Source organism: Polaromonas sp. P1_A2, assembly GCF_056406895.1.
Genome location: NZ_JBFTZI010000001.1, coordinates 607,042 through 622,570, shown reverse-complemented (window position 1 = coordinate 622,570; position 15,529 = coordinate 607,042). Strand labels below are relative to the sequence as shown.

Annotated in this window: 15 protein-coding genes; 3 read left to right on the top strand and 12 right to left on the bottom strand. The window is 67.9% G+C overall.

Annotation, left to right across the window (positions count from 1 at the left end; genetic code table 11):
* Nucleotides 1-3 precede the first annotated feature (3 nt).
* From AC1D09_RS02940 to AC1D09_RS02930, 3 genes are all read left to right on the top strand, one after another.
* Complete coding sequence (locus AC1D09_RS02940) at nucleotides 4-711, top strand: response regulator transcription factor (RefSeq protein ID WP_477661350.1); 708 nt, start codon at nucleotides 4-6, stop codon at nucleotides 709-711.
* A 73-nt stretch (nucleotides 712-784) separates the two neighbouring features.
* Nucleotides 785-2,446 (top strand): FecR family protein, encoded by a 1,662-nt coding sequence (locus tag AC1D09_RS02935; RefSeq protein ID WP_477661351.1) that lies wholly within the window; start codon nucleotides 785-787, stop codon nucleotides 2,444-2,446.
* A 6-nt stretch (nucleotides 2,447-2,452) separates the two neighbouring features.
* Nucleotides 2,453-4,390, top strand: coding sequence for a CHASE2 domain-containing protein (locus AC1D09_RS02930; protein WP_477700920.1), 1,938 nt, complete (start codon nucleotides 2,453-2,455; stop codon nucleotides 4,388-4,390).
* Nucleotides 4,391-4,405: 15 nt separating this feature from the next.
* On the opposite strand, the gene AC1D09_RS02925 is transcribed toward AC1D09_RS02930, so the two are convergent.
* From AC1D09_RS02925 to hutC, 12 genes are all read right to left on the bottom strand, one after another.
* Nucleotides 4,406-5,350: a M14 family metallopeptidase gene (locus AC1D09_RS02925; RefSeq protein WP_477661353.1), complete on the bottom strand. Its 945-nt coding sequence runs from the start codon at nucleotides 5,348-5,350 to the stop codon at nucleotides 4,406-4,408.
* Entirely contained in the window at nucleotides 5,350-6,375 is a 1,026-nt protein-coding gene (locus AC1D09_RS02920) for a Bug family tripartite tricarboxylate transporter substrate binding protein (RefSeq protein WP_477661354.1), read from the bottom strand. Before AC1D09_RS02920 ends, AC1D09_RS02925 begins: the two co-directional genes overlap by 1 nt.
* 87 nt (nucleotides 6,376-6,462) lie before the next feature.
* The gene (locus AC1D09_RS02915) at nucleotides 6,463-7,356 is read right to left on the bottom strand and encodes a LysR family transcriptional regulator (RefSeq protein WP_477661355.1); all 894 of its coding nucleotides are present in this window, start codon (nucleotides 7,354-7,356) and stop codon (nucleotides 6,463-6,465) included.
* Between the two features lie 123 nt (nucleotides 7,357-7,479).
* A complete protein-coding gene (locus AC1D09_RS02910) occupies nucleotides 7,480-8,868 on the bottom strand; it encodes a formimidoylglutamate deiminase (RefSeq protein WP_477661356.1) in 1,389 nt (462 codons plus the stop codon).
* A 6-nt stretch (nucleotides 8,869-8,874) separates the two neighbouring features.
* Entirely contained in the window at nucleotides 8,875-9,696 is an 822-nt protein-coding gene (hutG, locus tag AC1D09_RS02905) for an N-formylglutamate deformylase (protein WP_477661357.1), read from the bottom strand.
* A gap of 51 nt (nucleotides 9,697-9,747) precedes the next feature.
* The gene (locus tag AC1D09_RS02900) at nucleotides 9,748-10,542 is read right to left on the bottom strand and encodes an amino acid ABC transporter ATP-binding protein (protein WP_477661358.1); all 795 of its coding nucleotides are present in this window, start codon (nucleotides 10,540-10,542) and stop codon (nucleotides 9,748-9,750) included.
* A complete protein-coding gene (locus AC1D09_RS02895; protein WP_074576377.1) occupies nucleotides 10,539-11,207 on the bottom strand; it encodes an amino acid ABC transporter permease in 669 nt (222 codons plus the stop codon). The genes AC1D09_RS02900 and AC1D09_RS02895 overlap by 4 nt, the downstream gene beginning before the upstream one ends.
* Before the next feature lie 17 nt (nucleotides 11,208-11,224).
* On the bottom strand, nucleotides 11,225-11,974 hold the full coding sequence (locus AC1D09_RS02890; protein WP_477661359.1) for a transporter substrate-binding domain-containing protein: 750 nt from the start codon (nucleotides 11,972-11,974) through the stop codon (nucleotides 11,225-11,227).
* Nucleotides 11,975-12,033: 59 nt separating this feature from the next.
* The gene (locus tag AC1D09_RS02885; protein WP_477661360.1) at nucleotides 12,034-12,768 is read right to left on the bottom strand and encodes an IclR family transcriptional regulator; all 735 of its coding nucleotides are present in this window, start codon (nucleotides 12,766-12,768) and stop codon (nucleotides 12,034-12,036) included.
* A 172-nt stretch (nucleotides 12,769-12,940) separates the two neighbouring features.
* Nucleotides 12,941-14,155, bottom strand: a complete 1,215-nt coding sequence (gene hutI, locus AC1D09_RS02880) for an imidazolonepropionase (protein WP_477661361.1) — start codon at nucleotides 14,153-14,155, stop codon at nucleotides 12,941-12,943.
* On the bottom strand, nucleotides 14,152-14,709 hold the full coding sequence (locus tag AC1D09_RS02875; protein WP_477661362.1) for a HutD/Ves family protein: 558 nt from the start codon (nucleotides 14,707-14,709) through the stop codon (nucleotides 14,152-14,154). The genes hutI and AC1D09_RS02875 overlap by 4 nt, the downstream gene beginning before the upstream one ends.
* Nucleotides 14,706-15,416 (bottom strand): histidine utilization repressor, encoded by a 711-nt coding sequence (hutC, locus tag AC1D09_RS02870; protein WP_477661363.1) that lies wholly within the window; start codon nucleotides 15,414-15,416, stop codon nucleotides 14,706-14,708. The genes AC1D09_RS02875 and hutC overlap by 4 nt, the downstream gene beginning before the upstream one ends.
* Nucleotides 15,417-15,529: the final 113 nt, after the last annotated feature.

Below are 15,529 nucleotides of genomic sequence, written 5' to 3'. Positions count from 1 at the left end.
CGTATGCCCCACACTTCCGCCCCCCGAATTGCCTACCTGGAGGACGAGCCCGAAACCGCTGAAGCCGTGTGTGGATGGATCAAGGAAGCCGGCCTGGAGGTGGACCTGTTCGATCGCGGCGCCGACTGCGCGCGGGCCGTGGAGAGGGGGCAGTACGCGGCCTGCCTGCTGGACTGGCTGGTGCCAGACATGTCCGGGCCCGAGGTGCTGGCGCGGCTGCGGCTGCAGCTCAAGGAGGCCTGCCCGCCGGTGATTTTTCTGACGGCGCGCGACAGCGAGGACGACGTGGTGCAGATGCTGTCGGCCGGCGCGGTCGACTACCTGGTCAAGCCGGTGTCCCGGCCCATCCTGCTGGCACGGCTCAATGTGGTGCTGCACCGCTCAGGCCTGAAACAGGAAACCCGGCGCAACGCCTGGGGAGGGCTGGAAGTGGATTTCGCCAACCGCCAGTTCTTTGTGGAAGGCCGGCGCGTGGAACTGACCGAGCTGGAAACCGATTTCGCGCTCTACCTGCTGCAAAACGTGGGACGGCTGCTGACGCGCGCCCATTTGCTGTCGACGGTCTGGGGGCACAACACCGATGTGGAGTCGCGCAAGGTGGACGTGCAGGCCAGCGCGCTGCGCAGAAAACTCAAGCTGTCTCCCGAATCGGGCTGGCGCCTGGTCTCGGTCTACGGCCAGGGCTACCGGCTTGAGTGGCTGCATGAGTGACCACTCACCGTTTTCTTGTTCACCCGGGCCGGCGTGGCAAGCCGCCAAGCCTGCACGTTCTGGAAAATCCCCCATGTACAAACGCATAGCCGCCGCCGGCCTCCTGTCGCTGGGCCTCGCCGCGCTGGCCCAGACCCCGCCCGCGGCCGGCCTGCCCGAGAAGGCCTCCGCCGTGCCGGCCTGGCTGTACAGCGTGCGCCCCGGGGACACGCTGATCAGCCTGGGCCAGCGCCACCTGATAGACCCGCAGCGCTGGGACGTGGTGCAAAAGCTCAACCGGATCGCCGACCCGCACCGCATCCCGCCCGGCACGGTGCTGCGCATTCCGGCCTCCATGCTGCGCAGCAGCCCCGGCCAGGCCCTGCTGAAAACCGTGCACGGCAGCGTGCGCTGGCGCGAAGCCGAGGGAAGCTGGAAAACCGCCGCCACGGGCCAGACCCTGCCCGTGGGCGCCGAACTCAGGACCGAGGCCCTGGCCAGCGCCACGCTGGAGCTGGCCAACGGCACGCAGCTGCGTGTGCACCCGGGCTCGACGCTGGTGCTGGACACCCTGAGCCTGTATGCCAACGGCCTGATGGCCGACACGCGGGTGCGCCTGCTGCAGGGCCAGACCGAAATCACCGACAACCCGGGACGGCGCACACAGCAAAACCTGCGCGTGCTCACGCCCAGCGCCCAGGCGGTGGTGCGCGGCACGGTGTTCCGCGTCGGGGTGGAGGACGGCCAGACGCGCGAGGAAACCCTGGAAGGCTCGGTTGGCGTGGACGCCACCGGCAAAACCGTGGTCGTGGGGCCGGGCTTCGGCACGCTGGCGCGCGCCGGCGAGGCGCCCATGCCGCCGCGCGCCCTGCCCGCCGCGCCCAATGTGTCTACCCTGCCGGCCCGCCTGGAGCAATTGCCGCTGCGCTTTTCACTGCCGCCCGCGCGCGCCGAACAAGGCGGCGTGCTCTGGGGCCAGGTGTCGCAGGACAGCAGCTTTGACGCCATCCACGCCGAAAGGACCTCGCAGTCCGGTGTGCTGAGTTTTGCCGACCTGCCCAACGGCCGCTATATCCTGCGCGTGCGGTCCCTGGATGCGTTGGGCCTGCAGGGCCTGGAAGCACGCCACAGCTTTACCGTGGCGGCGCGCCCCTTCGCGCCCGCGCTGCAGGCGCCGGGCCGGTCGGCCACGGTGCGCTCGCCGCGCCCCACCCTGCGCTGGACCCGTGCCGTCGACGCCGCCCGCTACCGGGTGCAGGCCTCCACGTCGGAGAACTTCGCGCAAGTGCTGCTGGACCAGCCGGTGGCGCAGACCGAGTGGCTGCCCGCGGACGACCTGCCCGAGGGCAAGCTGCACTGGCGCGTCGCCAGCATCACGGCCCAGGGTGAGCAGGGGCCGTGGTCGGCCGCATCGCCCTTTAGCTACAAGCCCGCGCCGGGCCAGCCCGACCTGGGCCAGGCCGCGCTGCGCTACGAAGCCGACGCGCTGCTGCTGGAGCTGCCCGCGCCGCCGCAAGACCACCACTACCGGGTCTCGGTGTCGGCCACGGCCGGCATGGCGCCCGAGGACCAGCAGCAGAACTCTTCCGATGGCAAGGTCCGCCTGCCCCGCCCCTCGGGCGGCGCGCAGTACCTCGGCGTGCGCCTGGTCGACAACCAGGACGGCACCGCGGGCCCGCCCATGCTGCAGAAGATAGACGTGCCCTCGCGCCATCCTTATATGTGGATGCTGGGCCTGCCCTTGCTGCTGCTCTAGGCCGCCATGCAAGACCAGCGCCCGCCCCGCAGCGCGCACAGCCTGCGTGAATTCCTGGGCATGGGCTTGCTGCTGGCCGCGCTGGCCGTGGGCGTGAGCGCCAGCGGCTGGCTCGCGCGCCTGGACTATTTTCTGTTCGACCTGTCGCAGCGCCTGGGCACGCAGCCCGCGCCGACCGGCGTGGTGATCGCGGCCATAGACCAGGCCAGCTTGCAGGAGCTGGGCCGCTGGCCCTGGCCGCGCCGCGTCCACGCCGATTTGCTGCAGCAGATCTGCCGGGCCTCGCCCAAAGCCGTGGCGGTGGACATTGCCTTCAACGAGATCGGCGACGACCCGGCCGGCAACCAGGCCCTGGCCAAGGCCTTGCGCGCCTGCGGCAATGTGTCGCTGCCCGTGGTGATGGAAAGCGCCCGCCAGGGCGGCCAGTTGCTGGAGTCGCCGCCCATCCCGCTGCTGGCGCGCTCGGCGGCCGGCTTGGGACGCGTGAGTGTGCGCCTGGACGAGGACGGCGTGGCGCGCGGCGTTGACCTCTGGGAAGGCGTGGGCAGCGCCGACTGGCCCTTGCTGGCGCAGACCGCGCTGCAGATCAGCGGCTGGCAACCCCCGGACGGCGCGGCCCCGCCGCAGCCCGGCGATACGGCGCGGCTTGTCACCGACGAGGCGCCCACGCTGCTGCGGCGCGAGCCCCGGCTGCTGCGTTTCGCCGGGCCGCCCGGCACCATCCCCAGCGTCTCGGCGGCCGAGCTCATGCGGCCCGGCGCGCCGGCCCAGGCGCTGCGCGGCAAGATTGTGTTTGTGGGCGCCACGGCGGCCGGCATGGGCGACATCCTGTCCACGCCGGTCACCACGCATGGCGCCGCCATGCCGGGCGTGGAAGTGCTGGCCAATGTGTTGCTGAACCTGCGCGATGAGCGTTTTATCGTGCCGCTGGGCAGGGCCTGGACGCTGGCGCTGAGCGCCCTGCTGGCGCTGGTGCCGCTGCTGTGGGGGACGCGCTTCATGCCGCTGCCGGGCCTGCTGGCCAACGCGGCCTGGCTGGCCGTGCTGGCCGGGCTGGCCCTGGCCCTGCCCCTGGTGTCCGGCATCTGGTTCGCGCCCTCGGGCGCCCTGGTCGCCGCGATCGCAGCCTACCCTTTGTGGAGCTGGCGCCGCCTTGAAGTCGCCAGGCGCTACCTGGACTGGCAACTCCATCAGCTGACGGGCGCGCCCGCGGACAGCCCGTTTTACCGGCTCAGGTTCGAGCAGCGCATCGACTATGTGAAACAGGCGCAGCAGCGCTTTCACGACCTGCACAAGGAACGCGAGGAGACTTTGGCCTTCCTGTCGCACGACATCCGCGTGCCCCTGGCCGCGGCCGTGCAGCAGCTGGGCGGCGGAACGCTGGACGAGACGAACCAGCACCGGCTATTCCAGCAGCTTCGCCGCGCGCACAAACTCGCGCAATCGTTTTTGTCGCTGGCCCGCGTGCAAAGCCTGGAGCAAAAAGACCTGCGCGAGATCGACCTCGGCAGCGTCGCGCACCAGGCCGTCGACGCGGTCTATGAATCGGCCCAGACCCGATCGGTGCGCCTGCTGCGCCACATCCCCGACGAGCCGGTGTGGATACGCGGCGACTTCCACTTGCTGGAGCGCGCACTGGACAACCTGCTGCACAACGCCCTGCGCTTCTCGCCGGCGGGCGCCACCGTCACCTTGGCGCTGACCCTCAAAGGCGGGCAGGCCGAGCTGTCGGTGGCCGACCAGGGGCCGGGCGTCAGCGCGGAAATGCTGCCCCATTTGTTTGAACGCTTCAGCACGCAGAAAGCCACGCAGCGCCCCGCTCACGGCACCGGCCTGGGCCTGTACTTTGTGCACAACGTGGCGGAGCGCCACGGCGGCCAGGCGGGTTATGAAGCGCTGGCGCCTGCCGGGGCGCGTTTGTGGATACGGCTTCCGCTGCTGTAGCCGAGCGCTGTCGGCTCAGGCCCGCCGGCCCAGCCGCACCGTGGTGACACCAGGGCGCAATTGCCGCAGCGAAGGCATGACCAGCACACAATCGTCATAAGGCGTGGTCACCTCGCGGCCCGCATCGGTCGCGATCACCGTGCCGGCCCTGGCAATCACTTCGCCGCCGCTGTAGCTGTCGCTGAAACGGAAATCCATGGATGCGGCGACCACGCGGTCCGTCACCACCACGGGCGCGGGCGGTTCCCGGTCAGGCAATAACCAGCCCATGGGCGCCTCGCTGCGTGCCAGCGCGCCGGCTTGCACCAGGAAACGCATCAAGGTGTCGCGCGCGGCGCTGACGGCGCGCGGGTCCCAGTGCTGGCCGGCTTCGAGCAGCAGCGCGATGCGCTCGCCGTGCGCGTCCGAAAACTCACCATAGTCGCGCATGCGCACGCCATCGGCATGGCCGCTGTCGACCACCACCTGCGACGCGGTGCGCAGGGCCTGGGCAAAGGCGATGTTGCGCGCCAGCGTGCCGGTGACCAGCAAGGGCACGCAGGGCTCGTGCATGGAGTGCAGGTCCAGCAAATGCGTGGCGCGGTCCACAAAAGGCCGCAGCTGGCGCGCGCGGTCCAGCTCGGCGCTGCGGCGCGGGCCGTCCAGCGTTTCGGCTGCCCAGACACGGTTGAAATCTTCATCGGCAAAACGCGAGTCATCGGGCCGCGCGGCATCGAAGCGTTCAAACGCGGCGACATTGCAAAACGCCAGCGTGACCCGGCCGCGCGCCGGCCGCCAGCCGGCGGCCAGCAGTTCGGCCAGCGCGATGGCGCCCGAGTATTCATTGCCGTGCACCAGGGCCGTCACCAGGATCTCGGGGCCGGATGCCGCGCCGCTGCGCTCATGCACATGGTCGACACCGGTGTTCGAGGCCGACCAGCGCGCCAGGTTGGGCGCCAGGGTATTGACCGGATGGTGCATCAGCTCGCCGCCCCGGTGCTGACGGCCTTGTTGACCACGGCGCGCACGCGCTGGGTTTCGGCGCGCACAAAGGCCGTGAGCGCCTGCGGCGTGCCGCCTTCGTTGGAAATGCCGGCCTTCTGCAGTTTTTGCCAGACGGCTTCGTCACGCAGGATCTCGTTGAGTTCGCGGTTGAGCCGCACGACCATGGGCGCGGGCAGCTTGGCCGGGCCGAAGAGGCCGAACCAGACGTTCATGTCATAGCCCTTGAGCCTGGGGTTCTCGGCCAGCGCGGGAATTTGCGGCGCGGCGCGCGAGCGTGTGGGCGTGGTGACGCCCAGCGGAACCATCTTGCCGGACTCGATGTGCGGCAGCGCCGAGGACAGCACCGAGACGCTGAACTCGATGTTGCCGCCCAGCAGGTCCTGCAGCTGCTGGCCCGCGCCGCGGTAGGGCACGTGGCGAAACGTGGTGCCGGCCATCAGGTTGATGAGCTCGCCCGACACGTGCAGCGGCGTGCCTATGCCCGAGGACGCAAAACTCAGCTGGTTGCGTTCGCGTTTGGACTTGGCGATGGCTTCTTCCATGGTCTTGACGCCGGTCTGGGTGTTGGTCACAAACACCATGGGCGTGACGCCTATCAGCCCCACCGGCGCCAGGTCGGTTTCGCCGTTGTACTTGATGGCGGCGTTGTAAAGCCTGGCGATGGACACCTCGCTGCCCGAGCCCAGCAGCAGCGTGTAGCCGTCGGGATTGGCGCTCACGACTTTCTGCGCGCCTATGGTGCCGCCGGCGCCGCCCATGTTCTCGATGACGACGGGCGTGCCCAGGCGCTTGGACAGCGGCTCGGCGATGATGCGCGCGACCAGGTCCACGCTGCCGCCGGCGGGGTAGCCCACCACCAGCGAGATCGGTTTGGCCGCGGGCCAGGCCTGGGCTTGCGCAGTGGAAAGCGCCGAAAAGGCGAGCAGCGCCAGCAAAGCCGACGCGGCCCCGCGCAAAGCGCGGGCCAGGGGAAATGGAAGGACGGGGGAATGTGTGGGCATGGCTGTCTCCTTGTGGGTGGAGGCAGTCTAGGAACCGGCGCCCGGCAAGCGCATGCGCATCACGCATGGGCGCATGCGTATGTCTGTTCAGGCGCTGGAGGCCGTCCAGATTTTTTGCACCAGCTCATTGCGCGGGCTGCGGTTGCGGTAAAGCCGTATCTCGAAGCGCACGGCAATGCCCTGCGGGTCGGCGGCCACCAGCCGGCCGCCGCGCAAATCATCGCCCACCAGGCCGCGCGGCAGCCAGGCCAGGCCCACGCCCTGCAGGGCCTGCTCATGCAGGGATTCGGCGAAGTCGGACTCGGTCACCGTGTGCAGAAAGAGTTCGCGCGCATCGCGGCTCAGCCCGTCCTGCAGGATCTGGCTCAGCGCCAGCGTGGGCGCGTAACCGAGCACGCGCGCCGGCTCGCGCGCGCTGCCGGGCAAGGCATGCAGCGCCCGGCCGTCGGGGCGCGGCGCGCTCACGGCCACGAGTTCGTCGGTGCCCAGGGTCTGTCCCTCGAAGGCCTGGCCGTCCAGCAGCATGGGCAGGCGCGGGTGCGTGAAGGACAGCAGGAAGTCGGCCGCGCCCTGCTCCAGCGCGGTCGCGCCTTCGTGGATGGAGCCCGTGAGTATGCGCAGGCGGAACTCGCCGGCGCCGCGCTTGACGCGCGCCAGCCAGCCGGGCACGGCGGTGCGCGACAAGGTGCGGCCGGTGGCCAGCGTGACCCAGTCCAGGCCGCCCTGCGCGTGCTGTATGCGGGCACGCACATCATTGAGACCCATCACGACGCGGCGCGCCACGGGCAACAGCTCCTCCCCGGCGGCCGTGAGCGCCAGCGGCACGACGGCACGGTTGACCAGGTCGGCACCGGCCCAGAGTTCCAGCGCGCGCACGCGGCGCGAGAACTGCGGCTGGGTCACATGGCGCAGCTCGGCCGCACGCGAAAAGCTGCGCTCGCGTGCCAGGGCAATGAAGTCTTCCAGCCATTTGTGGTCCATGGCAGCACCTTGTTGGGGAGATCAGGCGATGGTATCGCCTGCCGGGACACCCCTGCGGGGATTGGCCGTAGCTTTGTCGAATTCGCGTTTTATACGGCCAATTGATACGGCCAATAAATCAGCTCAGTCCGTCCACAGCTCCCGCATGGCACGCACGAAGGACTGCGCACGCTCCGGCGAAGGCGCGGCGACGCGCTGGCCGGCCACAAACACCTCGCCAAACGCCGCGCCCGGACTGGAGAACACCAGCGCGTCCAGCAGGTGGCCGGCCGGCACACCCAGCAGCGCGGGGGATTCCAGGTCCAGCGTGACGAAGTCGGCGCGATGGCCGGGTGCCAGGCCGGCTTGCATCTGGCCTGTGGCCGGCAAGCCCCCTGCAAGCGCGGCTTCAAACAAGCCGGCGGCACTGCTTTCGCTGCCCAGAACGCGCGCGGCGATATTGCGCTGGCGCAGCGTGAGGCGCTGGGAATATTCGAGCAGGCGCAGCTCTTCGGGCCAGCTGCGCGTGACGTGGCTGTCGGAGCCTATGGACCACTTGCCGCCCGCGGCGGCATAGGCCGGCAGGTCGAACACGCCGTCGCCCAGGTTGGCCTCGGTCGCGGGACAGATCACGATGGCCGCACCCTTGCCCTGCACGCCCTGCAGTTCGGCCGGCGTCGCATGGGTGGCATGCACCAGGTTCCAGCGGGCGTCGACTTCGGCATTGTTCAGCAGCCATTCAATCGGGCGCTGGCCGGTGTGCGCGATGCAGTCCTCGACCTCCTGGGTCTGCTCGGCGATGTGGATGTGCACCGGCAGGCCGGCTTGCTTGGCCGCGGCTGTGAGCTCCTTCAAGGCGGCCGGCTCGGCGGCGCGCAGCGAATGCACAGCCACGCCGACATGGATGCGCGCATCGCCTTGTGTTTGGCGCCGCACCTGCTCGACGACGCGCATCACACTCTCGGGTGTCGACGAGAAACGGCGCTGGTCTTCGCGCAGGCCCGCGGCCTTGAAGCCCGAGCGCATGTAGAGCGTGGGCAGCAGGGTCAGGCCTATGCCGGTGCGCTGCGCCGCGCGCACCAGGGCCAGCGACATCTCGGCCGGGTCGGCATAGGCCGCGCCACTCACATCGTTGTGCAGGTAGTGAAAGTCGCAAACCTCGGTGTAGCCGCCGGCCAGCAGCTCGGCATAGAGCTGGCCGGCAATTGCCTCGAGCTGGTCCGGCGTGATGCGGTTGGCCGCGCTGTACATGCGGTCGCGCCAGCTCCAGAAATCGTCGGAGGCATGGGCGCCCGCACTGCGGCGCTCGGTCAGGCCCGCCATGGCGCGCTGGAAGGCATGGCTGTGCGCATTGACCAGGCCGGGCAGCACCGGGCCGCCCAAACGTGTGGCGCCTTCCCGTTGCTGCGCCGTGGCGCCGGGCTGCACGCTGTGCCAGCTGCCATTGGCGGCTACCGTGAGCAGGACGTCCTTGGCCCACGCCCCCTGCACCCAGGCCTGGGGCGCGAAAAATGTTTTGGTATCGCTGCGCATGGCGGTTCAGGTGTACAGGTGGAGGGCGGCGTGCAGCGCGCCGGTCACCATCATCTTCAACAAGGGCTGCACCTGCCACGCCAGGGCTTCGTCATAAGCATAGGGCGGCACTTCCTGCATGTACAGGCTCTGGCACATCTCCAGCTGCACGGCATGCACGTCCTCGGCAGGCCGGCCGTAGTGGCGCGTGATGTAGCCGCCCTTGAAGCGGCCGTTGACGGCGAGGCTGATGTGAGGCGCGGCATCGCAGGCCTGCACCACCGCGTCGGTGATGGCCTCGTGCGCGCTGGCCCCGCCGGCCGTGCCGATGTTGAGGTCGGGAAGCTTGCCTTCGAACAGCCAGGGAATGTGCGAACGTATGCTGTGCGCGTCCCACAGCAGGGCAAAGCCGTGCTGCGCCTTCAGGCGCGCGAGTTCGGCGGCCAGCGCCGCATGATAAGGCTGCCAATAAGTTTCGCGCCGCCGCGCGCGCTCTTCGGGCCCGGGCTCATGGCCGGGCTTGTAAAGCGGCGCGCCGCTGAAAAAGCGCGTGGGGCACAGCTCGGTGTTGGACGCGCCCGGGTACATGGGTGCATCGTCGGGCGGACGGTTCAGGTCTATCACGTAGCGCGAGTAACGGGGCCGCAAAACGCTGGCGCCCGCAATGGGCAGGCACTTATAGAGCCGGTGCAGGTGCCAGTCGGTGTCTTCGACGCCCAGCGCCTCTTGCGTGTAGCCGGCCTTCAGCTCGGCCGGGATCTCCGTGCCTACGTGCGGCATGCTGACCAGCAGCGGCAGCGTGCCGCGCTGGAGGCTGAACACTTCGCTGTCGTCGCTGAAGTCACTCATGATATTCCCTGAAAAAAATGGGGCGCGAAAGCCCGGAAGATGGCGGCCCGGTCAGTTGCGGGACAACACGGCCTGCAGGAAGTCACGCGTGCGGGCCTGCGTGGGCCTGGTAAAAATGATATCGGGCGGCCCGGCTTCAATCAAGGCGCCGCCGTCCATCACCACCACGACGTCGGCGACCTCGCGCGCGAAATCCATTTCATGGGTCACGACCATCATGGTCATGCCTTCGCTCGCCAGCAGCTTCATGACCTGCAGTACTTCGCCGACCAGCTCGGGATCCAGCGCGGAGGTGGGCTCGTCAAACAGCATCAGCTGGGGCTGCATGGCCAGCGCGCGGGCAATCGCCACCCGCTGCTTCTGCCCGCCCGACAGGCTGGCCGGCATGGCATGGGCCTTTTGCCGCAGGCCCACCTTGTCGAGCAGGGCCAGGGCTTCGGCTTCGGTTTGCTGCCTGGACAAGCCGCGCACCTTGCGCGGGCCGACGGTGATGTTGTCGATGACCGACAGGTGCGGAAACAGGTTGAAGGACTGGAACACCATGCCGACGTCTTCGCGCAAATGGTTCAGCGCCTGGTCGTCCAGCATGCGGCCGGCGTCGGCCAGCAGGCTGCCGCAGATTTCAACCCGGCCGCTGTCGGGTTTCTCCAGCCCGTTGCAGCAGCGTAAAAACGTGCTCTTGCCGGAGCCGCTGGGGCCTATGACCACCACCACCTGCGAAGGCTGGACGTCAAAATCAATGCCGTGCAGCACCACGTGCTCGCCGAAGGACTTGCGCAGTCCCCGGATGTTGACGATGGGTTTACCGGCGGCCGGTGTGCCGTTGACGGGTTGCGGCATGTTCATTGCACCATGCCTCCGGCGCGCAGCCGCTGCTCGATGCGGCGCAGCGCGAGCGTCGTCAGGCCGGTCAATACAAAATACATGACGGCAATCACAAGATAGACCTCCAGTGAACGGTAGGAAACGCTGATGATTTTCTGTCCCTCATGCATCAGCTCATGGATGGTCAGCAGCGACACCAGCGCGGAGTTCTTGATCAGCGCGATGAACTCGTTGCCCAGTGGCGGGATCATGCGCACCAGGGCCTGCGGCAAGATGATGTTGCGCATGGCCGTGCCGTAAGACATGCCGATGGAGCGCGCGGCCTCCATCTGGCCCTTGTCGATGGACTGGATAGCGCCGCGCACGATCTCCGACACATAGGCGCCGGAATAAATGCCCAGGCCGATCACGCCGCAGACAAAGGCCGGCAGCATGATGCCGAACTGCGGCAAGCCGAAAAACAGGATGAAGAGCTGCACCAGCAGCGGCGTGCCGCGTATGGCCGCCACGTAGCCGGTGCACAGCGCGTAGACCACGCGCCGGGCCGGGTTGAGGCGCCCTATCCCCACCAGCAAACCCATGATGCAGCCGAGCACCAGGGCCACCGCGGTGATTTCCACGGTCACCAGCGCGCCCGAAAGAAGGCTGCGCCATCCCGCGAAAGCCGGGGAGAAATCGAGTTCCATCCGATGCGCTCCCGGTCTTATTTAGCGGCGGTGGTGTTGCTGAACCACTTCTTCACGATCTGCGCATAGGTGCCGTCGGCCTTGAGCTTGGCCAGTGCGCCGTTGACGGCCTTGGTCAGCTCGGGCGTGTCCTTGCGCAGCGCCATGCCGTACTCTTCGGTGGTGAGCTGCTGCTCCAGCACGCGCTGGCCGCCGCGGGTGCGCACATACTGGAAGGCGGCCGGCTTGCCGGTCACGGCCGCGTCGGCGCGGCCTATGTCGACCAGGTTGAACATCTCCTGGTTTTTCTCGACTTCCACCAGTTGCACCTGCGGGTAGTTGGAGGCCAGGTAGCTCACGGACTTGGTTCCGACCTGCACGGTCACCTTCTTGCCGTTCAGGTCGGCCAGCGTCTTGATGGCGGTATTGCCCTCTTTCACCATGGCCACCAGGCCGCCCGCATAGTAGGAGTCGGTGAAGTCCACGACCTTTTTGCGCTCGTCGGTGATGTAGATGGCCGACACCGCCATGTCAAAGCGCTTGGAGACCAGCCCGGGAATCAGGCCCTTGAAATCGATATCGACCCATTCGACACGTTTGTTCAAGGTCTTGGCAACGGCCTCCACCAGTTCGATGTCAAAGCCGGTGCGTTTGCCGCCTTCGACGAACTCCATGGGCGGGAAGGTGGCATCGGTCCCGACGCGAAGCACGTCCTGCGCGTGCGCGCCCAGGGTAGCCAGTCCGAGGACGGCAAAGCAGGAAGCAAGGAATTGGCGGCGAAAGTTCATGGGGTTTTCTCCAGGGGGTTAAGTCAATTCGACGGTTCAGGGACTCGGCTGCCGGGCTGTCAGCTGCTCAAGCTTCGGGAAATGCGGGCGGCGGTCACCACCGCCATCTGGATCAGGGGCGGGTGTTTGCCTTCAATGCGCACGCTGGGCGCCATCAGGGTCAGGGCGCCTACGGCTTGCTGCCCCAGGGCGAACAGCGGCGCGCTCACGCCCCAGACACCGGCATCCACCTCGCTGTCACTGACGGCAAAACCGGCCTTGCGGATTTCGGCCAGTTCAGCCAGCAATTCAGGGCTTTGGCGATCGGGGCCGAGCGCGGCGCTCAGTGCCGCGGCCGGCATGTGGGCCATCAGGCATTTCGCCGAAGCGCCTTTTTCCAGAGGCACACTGCGGCCTTTTTCAAAGGAGCAGCGCAAGGCCTGCCGGCTCTCGACCATGTCGATACACACGGCCTGGCCGTTGACCGCGACAACCAGGCCGACGCTTTCCTGTGACTGCTGCGCCAGCGCCAGCATTTCCTGGCGCGCCTGTTGGGCCAGATGGGAGGCCATGTCATAACCCAGGGCCAGTTGCAGGCTCAGGGGGCCGGGCGCATAACGGCCGTCCGTTTCAAGCACAAAGCCCCAGCGCTTGAGCGAATTGAGCTGGCGGTACAGCGTGCTCTGGCTCAAGCCCGTCCTGCCCAGCAGCTCCACCGCCGTCATGGGGCGGCCCTGCTGCGCCAGTGTGGCCAGCACCACCAGCGCGCGGTCCACGGCGGAAGGGGCGGAAACAGCGGGAGCATCGGGCGACATCGCGTCAGTATCCGGTTCTTGCCTGTACGCGCAAAGCACTATTTCTCATTGGCTGGGAATGCCTGTTTCTTTTTTGGCGTCCGGCAGGCGGGCGCCGCGCCATGGCCACCCGCTCAGGCGCCGGCGCGTGACGGTCCACATGCCGGCGCGGTGCACCGGCGTATGGCAACACTCATAGCAACCGGCCTTTGAAGACGGTCTGCAGGCGCGGGTTGGCGCCCAGGGCATAACTGAGTTCGGCCGGCCGCTGCACGCCCCACAGCACAAAGTCGGCCCGTTTGCCGGCCGCCAGCTGGCCGCGGTCGTGCAGGCCCAGGGCCGCCGCCGCATGGCGCGTGACGCCGGCCAGCGCCTCTTCGGGCGTGAGGCGAAACAGTGTGCAAGCCATGTTGAGCATCAGCAGCAAGGAGGTGCAGGGCGAGCTGCCCGGGTTGCAGTCGGTGGAAATCGCCATGGGCACGCGCTGCTCGCGCAGCAGGGCCACGGGCGGCAATCTGGTTTCGCGCAAAAAGTAGAACGCGCCGGGCAGCAGCACCGCCACCGTGCCGGCCGCCGCCATGGCTTGCGCGCCTTCGGGCGAGAGCCACTCAAGGTGGTCGCAGCTGAGCGCGCCATAACGCGCCGCGAGTTGCGCGCCGCCGCTGTCGCTGAGCTGTTCGGCATGCAGTTTGACCGGGATGTTCAGGGCCTTGGCCGCGGCGAAGACACGTTCGGTCTGCGCGGGGCTGAAGGCGATACGTTCGCAAAAGGCATCGACCGCATCGACCAGGCCCTCGGCCTGCAGCAGCGGCAACATCTCGAGCACGGCATCGACGTAGGCGTCGGTGCGGCCGGCGAATTCGGCGGGCACGGCATGCGCGCCCAGAAAGGTGGTGCGTATGTCCACCGCATGGGCCTGCCCCAGCGCGCGCGCGACCGAGAGCGTCTTGCGCTCATGCTCCAGCGCCAGGCCGTAGCCGGACTTGATCTCCAGCGTGGTCACGCCTTCGGCGATAAGCTGGTTGAGCCTGGGCGCGCTTTGTGCCTGCAACTGCTGCGCGCTGGCGGCGCGCGTGGCCTTGACAGTGGAGGCGATGCCGCCGCCGGCACGGGCGATTTCTTCGTAACTGACCCCGTTCAGGCGCAATTCGAATTCATAGGCACGGTCGCCGCCATAGACCAGGTGGGTGTGGCAATCGATCAGGCCGGGCGTCATCAGCGCCCCGCCCGCGTCATGCCGCACCGTGCAGCGCGCCAGCAAATCGGCCGGCACATCCGCGCGCGGGCCTATCCAGGCGATGGACTCGCCTTCCACCACCAGCGCGGCGTCCTCGATCAAGCCATAGGGCTGGTCGGCGCCGGCCTGCAGCGTGGCGGCATTGCAATGTGTCCAGAGTTGCAGGCTCATGTGGGAATCTCCATCCAGAGGGCTGGCCCTGCAACACGCACGGCAGCGCTGGCCGCCACCGTGCGCCAGGCCAGGCTGGCGGGGGCCAGCTGCAGCGTTTCCTCATCAAACAGCACGGTGGCGGCCGAGCTGTGGGCATAAACGGCGATGGTGGTGCCGGCATGCAGGGTTTCGGCAAACCGCCCTTCAACACGCCGCATGCGCGAGGGCTTTGGGCCCCTGCGCACCATGAGGTTGAAGTCGCGCGTCTTGCCGTCTATCAACTCACAGCCCGTCGCCGCGCCGCCGTCAAAGAACAAAGGCGCATCGGCGGTGGTCACACGGTGCGGCACACCCGCCACGTCCAGTTGCACACCCGCGCCTTCGAGTACCGCGAACCAGCGCTCTATGCCCTCGAACCTGGAAAAGGGGCCGCTTGCGTCCACGTCGGCCACCGACATGCGCCAGGCCCAGTCGCTGGCGTCGGGCCACATGGCGAGTTCGCGCGTGACGCCGCCGCCATTGCGCCAGGGCGTGGCGGGGATGTCGGCCAACTGCACAATATTCCAGCTCATGCTTGAAACTTCCCGGCAAAGCTGTAGCGCGAGCCCGGGTAGACCAGGCGCGCCACGCTGGCGATGTTGGCGCCGCTCACGGTGCGCCGCATCATGGCCAGGCAGGCCTCGCCCTGCTTGATTTCGAGGTGTTTGGCTTCCAGCGCGGAGGGCAGGCAGGCTTCTATCGAATAGCTGGCCTCGGTCAGCGGGGCCTCGGCCAGCAGGTGGTGCGTGGGCGAGGTTTCGCTGAAATCGGTCTCCAGGTAGCGAGGCGCCGCGGCCGGGTTGACGTAGCGGTCCTCGTACTGGATAGGCACGCCGTTTTCAAGGTGGATCAGGATGGTGTGGAACACCCGCCCGCCCGGCCTGAGGCCCAGGGTGCGCGCCAGGTCGGCGCTGGCTTTTTCGGATTCGGCCAGCAGCACGCGCGAGGTGTGCACATGGCCGCGCTCGGCCACTTCCTCGTGGATGTCACGAATGGTAAGCGTGGAGGAAATACGGTGCAGCTCGGCGACAAAAGTGCCGGATCCCTGGATGCGCGTGACCAGGCCCTCGCCCATGAGCTCGCGCAGCGCGCGGTTCACCGTCATGCGGCTCACGCCGAACTGCTCCATCAGCACGGCTTCGCTGGGCACCGGGTCGCCGGGCTTCCAGGTGCCGGCGCTGATGCGCTTTTTGATGAATGCCTTGACTTGGCCGTAAGCGGGCAGGGGTGTGGTGGCCATGGTTCAGCGCAATGTTCGCGGGTGTAAGAAAAAAACATTGTCACGCAAAAAGCCGCCGGGCAGGCCTTGCGCGCACAAACTGTAGCTTACGCCAGTTGACACAAGTTGTATAG

Bases quoted from the DNA above. Each gene is read 5' to 3' on its own strand.
- AC1D09_RS02915 (WP_477661355.1), bottom strand. From the start codon at position 7,356: ATGGACCACAAATGGCTGGAAGACTTCATTGCCCTGGCACGCGAGCGC.
- AC1D09_RS02900 (WP_477661358.1), bottom strand. From the start codon at position 10,542: ATGAACATGCCGCAACCCGTCAACGGCACACCGGCCGCCGGTAAACCC.
- AC1D09_RS02895 (WP_074576377.1), bottom strand. From the start codon at position 11,207: ATGGAACTCGATTTCTCCCCGGCTTTCGCGGGATGGCGCAGCCTTCTT.
- AC1D09_RS02930 (WP_477700920.1), top strand. From the start codon at position 2,453: ATGCAAGACCAGCGCCCGCCCCGCAGCGCGCACAGCCTGCGTGAATTC.
- hutG (WP_477661357.1), bottom strand. From the start codon at position 9,696: ATGAGTGACTTCAGCGACGACAGCGAAGTGTTCAGCCTCCAGCGCGGC.
- hutC (WP_477661363.1), bottom strand. From the start codon at position 15,416: ATGGCCACCACACCCCTGCCCGCTTACGGCCAAGTCAAGGCATTCATC.
- AC1D09_RS02940 (WP_477661350.1), top strand. From the start codon at position 4: ATGCCCCACACTTCCGCCCCCCGAATTGCCTACCTGGAGGACGAGCCC.
- hutI (WP_477661361.1), bottom strand. From the start codon at position 14,155: ATGAGCCTGCAACTCTGGACACATTGCAATGCCGCCACGCTGCAGGCC.
- AC1D09_RS02935 (WP_477661351.1), top strand. From the start codon at position 785: ATGTACAAACGCATAGCCGCCGCCGGCCTCCTGTCGCTGGGCCTCGCC.
- AC1D09_RS02920 (WP_477661354.1), bottom strand. From the start codon at position 6,375: ATGCCCACACATTCCCCCGTCCTTCCATTTCCCCTGGCCCGCGCTTTG.
- AC1D09_RS02925 (WP_477661353.1), bottom strand. From the start codon at position 5,350: ATGCACCATCCGGTCAATACCCTGGCGCCCAACCTGGCGCGCTGGTCG.
- AC1D09_RS02875 (WP_477661362.1), bottom strand. From the start codon at position 14,709: ATGAGCTGGAATATTGTGCAGTTGGCCGACATCCCCGCCACGCCCTGG.
- AC1D09_RS02885 (WP_477661360.1), bottom strand. From the start codon at position 12,768: ATGTCGCCCGATGCTCCCGCTGTTTCCGCCCCTTCCGCCGTGGACCGC.
- AC1D09_RS02910 (WP_477661356.1), bottom strand. From the start codon at position 8,868: ATGCGCAGCGATACCAAAACATTTTTCGCGCCCCAGGCCTGGGTGCAG.
- AC1D09_RS02890 (WP_477661359.1), bottom strand. From the start codon at position 11,974: ATGAACTTTCGCCGCCAATTCCTTGCTTCCTGCTTTGCCGTCCTCGGA.